The sequence below is a fragment of the Lysobacter sp. yr284 genome (assembly GCF_900107375.1).
Lineage (GTDB): Bacteria > Pseudomonadota > Gammaproteobacteria > Xanthomonadales > Xanthomonadaceae > Lysobacter.
On record NZ_FNPT01000001.1, the window covers coordinates 1,256,847 to 1,261,751 of the forward strand.

Here is a 4,905-nt window from a genome sequence, read left to right on the forward strand (position 1 = left end):
CTCGCTATTGGCACTGGTCACGCTGTGCCTGACCGTATTCATCGACGCCATCGGCGGTGCGTTGATCATTCCGATGCTGGGGCCGCTGATCGTCAACGACGGCGCGGCCAATCTGGTGCCGTGGGCGGCAGCGGGCGCCCGCAACGTCTACTACGGCGCCAGTCTGGGCCTGTTCTCGCTGGCGATGTTCCTGGCCGCGCCGACGCTGGGCGCCTGGTCCGACCGGCGCGGGCGCAAACCGGTATTGCTGTGGTGCCTGGGCGGATCGCTGGCGGGCTATTTGATCAGTGCGCTGGCCCTGCATGCCGGCTCGATCTGGCTGTTCCTGGCCGGGCGCGTGGTCAACGGACTGAGCGCAGGCAGCGTCTCGGTCGCGGTCGCCGCGCTGCTCGACGCCGGAGCTGCGCAGGACAAGCAGCGGCAAATCGGCCGGATGATGTTTTTCGTCTCCGCCGGGCAGATATTGGGGCCGTTGATCGGCGGATTGCTGTCCGCAGACGGCGGACACCGGCTGTTGCAGCCGGTCACGCCCTTGTATTTCGCCGCGGCCCTGTCGCTGTTGGGGCTGGTGCTGATGTGGCGCGGATTCGGCGACCATCGTGTTTTCAACGACAGCGCTCCGCCGGACTGGACCGCCGGATTGCGGGCCCTGGCCGATGCGTTCGCCGAACCGGCGCTGCGCTCGGTGACGGTACCGTTCTTTCTGATGCAGCTGGGCTGGGTCACTTACTTCCAGTTCCTGGCGATCTTCCTGATCCAGCGCCTGGGCTTCGAGGAAAGGGGCGTGGGCACCTATCTGATGCTGCTCGGATTCGGTTTCGCGCTCGCCTTCGGCGCCCTGGTCGGTCCGCTGGCGCGGCGCTTCGGTCCGACCCGCCCGTTGTTCGCAGCGATGGCCGCGATGAGCGCATTGATCGCGCTGGTCGTCGCCGGTGCGCATCCGTGGCTTACCTGGGCGGCCGCCCTGCCCTGTGCGATCGCCTATGGCGTGGCCTTTTCCGGCTTGATGGCCCTGCTCGCGCGCCAGGTCGGCTCCGACCGCCAGGGCATGATCACCGGCGTGGCCGGCGCGCTGTGCGCGTTCAGCGCCGGGGTCTCCGGCGCCGCCGGCTGGCTCGCCGGCGCGGATGTCACGCTGCCCTTGTGGACGGCCAGCGCGCTGATCGGGGCGGGGCTGCTGATCGCGCTGCTGGAGCAACGCAAGTGGACGCCGGTGCCGGAGCCGGTCGAAGCATGAACTCCTACGCACCCATCGAAACCGGCTTGCCCTTGGTGGCCGCGGACGGCCTGTGCTACAGCCTGCCCGACGGCACCGAATTGCTCCAGGACCTGAGCCTGCGCATCGGCCACGAGAAGGTCGGACTGATCGGCCCGAACGGCGTCGGCAAGAGCAGCCTGCTGCGCCTGCTCAACGGCGAGTTCGAGCCTACCGCCGGCAAGGTGCGCCACAGCGGCCGCTGGGGCTATCTGCCGCAGGAGGTCGCCGCGGACGAAGCGCGCAGCGTGGCCCAGGCCCTGGGCATACAGGCCCGGCTCGCGGCCCTGGCGCGGATCGAGGCCGGCGCTTGCGATACCGCCGATTTCGACCTGGTCGGCGAAGACGGCTGGACCCTGGCCGACCGCGCTGCCGCGACCCTGGCCTCGCTGGGGCTGGCGCACATCGGCCTGGAGCGCAGCCTGGCCAGCCTCAGCGGCGGCGAGCGTACGCGCGTGGCGTTGGGCGCGCTGCTGCTGGACGCCCCGGATCTGCTGCTGCTGGACGAGCCGACCAACCATCTCGACGCGGCCACGCGCGACACCCTGTATCGCAGCATCGAAGCCTGGTCCGGGGCGATGCTGGTCGTCACCCACGACCGCGGCCTGCTGCGCCGCGTCGACCGCATCCTGCGCCTGAGCCGCAGCGGCCTGGACAGCTACGGCGGCAACTACGACGACTACCTGGCGCTGTCCGCCGCCGAAGAAGACGCCGCCAACCGCCGCCTCAAGGACGCCGAGCGCGAACTCGGAAAGGTGCGCCGGCAGCTGCAGGAAAGCCGCGAGAAACACCAGAACCGCGAGGCCGCCGGCCGCCGCGGCCGCAGCACCGGCAGCCAGTCCAAATTGTTCTACAACGCCCAGCGCGAACGCTCCACCCGCTCCAGCGCCGGCCTGGCCGTGCAGACCGAGCGCATGCTCGATGCCGCGCAGCAGCGTCTGCAAAGCTCGCGCGCGGCGGTCGAGGAATACGAACGCATTTCGGTGCCGCGCAACGCTGCCGCGGCCGCGCAGGGCAAGATCGCGCTGGCGCTCGAAGAAGTCAGCTATACGCCGCCGGGCGCCGATCGCCCCTTGTTCGACAACCTCAACCTGAGGCTGCTCGGCACCGAGCGCGTTGCGCTCGGCGGCGCCAACGGCACCGGCAAGACCACCTTGCTGCGCATCGTCCAGGGCGAACTGGCGCCGACCGGCGGCCGCGTCGTGCGCGGCGTCAAGCACATCGCCTACCTGGAACAGATCGGCAGTTCGCTGCACGCCGGCGATACGGTGCTGGAGAGTTTCCTGCGCGCCAACCCGGCCGTCAGCGAAGGCGATGCGCGGCAGCGGCTGGCGCATTTCCTGTTCTTCGGCGATGAAGTGTTCAAGCGCATCGGCGCCCTCAGCGGCGGCGAGCGCGTGCGCGTCGGCCTGGTGCGGGTGTTGCTGGGCGATCCGGCGCCGAGCCTGCTGCTGCTGGACGAACCCACCAACCATCTCGACCTCGACGCCATCGTCAGCATCGAGAACGCGCTGCGCAGCTACACCGGCGCGCTGCTGGTGGTCTCCCACTCCCCCGACTTTCTGCGCAACGTCGGCGTCGACCGCGAATTCTCGATGCCCGAAAGGGCGTAAATCCACTGAAGGACCGTCATGATCCTGCAACCGGAACGTTCGCTGCTGATTCTCTCCAACATCCAAGACGATCTCGTGCCGATCCTGCACGAAGGCGAGCGCGTGGTGAGTTACTGCGCATGGCTGGCCGGCGTGGCGCGCGAGTTCGACGTTCCGATCCTGCTCATGGAGCACAAGCGGCTGGGCGCCACGATGCCGGAAATCAAGCGCCTGACCGAGGGCGCGCCCAGCACCGAGATCGTCAGCTTCTCCTACCTGACCGATCCCAAGACCCGCTCCAGCATCCTCGACAGCGGCCGCGACCAGATCGTCCTGGCCGGCACCGAGACCCACATCAGCATCCTGCAGAGCGCCGCCGACGCGATCGACGCCGGGCTTCGCGCCTATGTCGTCGGCGAGGCCTGCTCCACGCGCGACGTGGTGGACCACGCGGCGGCGCTCAAGCGCCTGCCGCAGCTGGGGGCGCAGGTGGTGACGCGCGAGATGGTGTTCTTCGAATGGCTGCCCTCGTCGGAGCACCCGCGTTATCGCGACATGAGCCTGCGCTTCGTCAAGCATCCCACCCCGCCGGATGCGGCGGCGATCGCGGCGGCGAGCTGAGGAGAGAGCATGAACGGCAAACGCATCGCAGTCATCGGCGGCGGCGGCGCGGGCGCGACCGTGGCCTGGCGCCTGTCGCAACAGCACCGGGTCACCCTGTTCGAGGCCGGACCGCGGCTCGGCGGCCATGCGCGCACCCTGCATGTCGCCGCCGAGGACGGATCGGTCGACATCGACACCGGCACCGAGCTGATCACCGAAAGGATGTCGCCCAACCTGTACGAGCTGCTGCGCATGTTGTCTGCGCAGACCTACGTCACGCCGCTGTCGTTCGGCGCGTCGTTCGGTCCCGGCGAATACTGGGAGAACGACTACCTGTGCGCGAGCCCGTTGTGGCGGCGGCTGCAGCCGGAGTGCCACGCCTTCCACGATGCGATGGGCGAGATGCTCAACGAGCCGTTCGAGGCACAGGCGCGCTCCAGCATCGGCGAATTCGTCCGCCACAGGGGCTTCAGCGACGAGTTCATCAACAAGGCGCTGCTGCCGGTGTTCAGCACCTTCTCGGGAACGCGCGCGTCGCTGCTCGATTTCTCGCTGGCGTTCTGCGCGGTCTCGTTCAACGAAGGCATGCTGTCGTTCTTCCAGCCGCCGCTGTACCGCAAGATCCGCGGAGGCTTCGCCAGCTACATGGACAAGCTGCTGGCAACGACCGACGTCGAGGTGCGCACCGGCACGCCGGTGGCGCGGCTGCAGCGCGGCGGCGGCGCGGTCCACCTGGCCTGCGGCAACGGCGAGGAGGCGCGCTTCGACGAGGTGGTGATGGCGACCCATGCCGACATCGCCCTGTCCCTGCTCGAGGACGCCGACGCCGAGGAACGCGCACTGCTGGGCGGCTACGGCTACAACCGGGCCGAGTGCATCGTGCACAGCGAACAGGCGGTGCTGTGCCCCGATTTCCCGCGCCCGCCCGGCTTCGAATACCGCTATACCGGCGGCGAGGTCGACAGCGGCGAACAGTTGCCCGGCTCGATCACGCGCCACGTCGCCGTCACCAATCATCTGGATCCGGCCCGGGTCAAGCTGTTCGTGACGCTCAATCCAGAGCATCCGATCGATCCGGGCAAGGTCATCGCGCGCCTGGACTACAAGCATGCCACGCTGCGCCCGGCCGACATGGCCGGCCGGCGCAAGCTGGCGGCGCTGCAGGGCCGCCGCGGCACTTGGTATTGCGGCATGGACACCACCATCACCGGCCATGAGGGCGCCGTCGCCTCGGCCCTGGCGGTCGCCGACGCGATGGGCGCGCCTTACCCGTTCCGGCACCGGCCGTGGTCGCTGCGCCAGTTCCAGATCGTGCAGGGCGTGATGGGGCTGGCGGAGCCGCACGCGCCGGCACCGACGCCGCCCCCGCCGCAACGCAAATCGTCCGTCGCGGCTGAGGCGGACGCGTGACCCGGCCGCTCCCGCCCGCGTCCTTCCAGCCCTGACGCCTGTGCC

At 69.3% G+C, this 4,905-nt stretch carries 4 protein-coding genes; all 4 read left to right on the forward strand.

Annotation, left to right across the window (positions count from 1 at the left end; translation table 11 throughout):
* Positions 1–7 precede the first annotated feature (7 nt).
* Genes BLV01_RS04975 through BLV01_RS04990 form a run of 4 tightly spaced genes read left to right on the forward strand, consistent with a single transcriptional unit; the run spans position 8 to position 4,860 of the window.
* Positions 8–1,237, forward strand: coding sequence for an MFS transporter (locus tag BLV01_RS04975; RefSeq protein ID WP_175485773.1), 1,230 nt, complete (start codon positions 8–10; stop codon positions 1,235–1,237).
* On the forward strand, positions 1,234–2,868 hold the full coding sequence (locus tag BLV01_RS04980) for an ABC-F family ATP-binding cassette domain-containing protein (RefSeq protein WP_091794512.1): 1,635 nt from the start codon (positions 1,234–1,236) through the stop codon (positions 2,866–2,868). Before BLV01_RS04975 ends, BLV01_RS04980 begins: the two co-directional genes overlap by 4 nt.
* 18 nt (positions 2,869–2,886) lie before the next feature.
* On the forward strand, positions 2,887–3,468 hold the full coding sequence (locus BLV01_RS04985; protein WP_091794513.1) for an isochorismatase family protein: 582 nt from the start codon (positions 2,887–2,889) through the stop codon (positions 3,466–3,468).
* 9 nt (positions 3,469–3,477) lie between these two features.
* Positions 3,478–4,860 (forward strand): FAD-dependent oxidoreductase, encoded by a 1,383-nt coding sequence (locus BLV01_RS04990; RefSeq protein ID WP_091794515.1) that lies wholly within the window; start codon positions 3,478–3,480, stop codon positions 4,858–4,860.
* Positions 4,861–4,905 lie beyond the last annotated feature (45 nt).

Bases quoted from the DNA above. Each gene is read 5' to 3' on its own strand.
- BLV01_RS04980 (WP_091794512.1), top strand. From the start codon at position 1,234: ATGAACTCCTACGCACCCATCGAAACCGGCTTGCCCTTGGTGGCCGCG.
- BLV01_RS04985 (WP_091794513.1), top strand. From the start codon at position 2,887: ATGATCCTGCAACCGGAACGTTCGCTGCTGATTCTCTCCAACATCCAA.
- BLV01_RS04990 (WP_091794515.1), top strand. From the start codon at position 3,478: ATGAACGGCAAACGCATCGCAGTCATCGGCGGCGGCGGCGCGGGCGCG.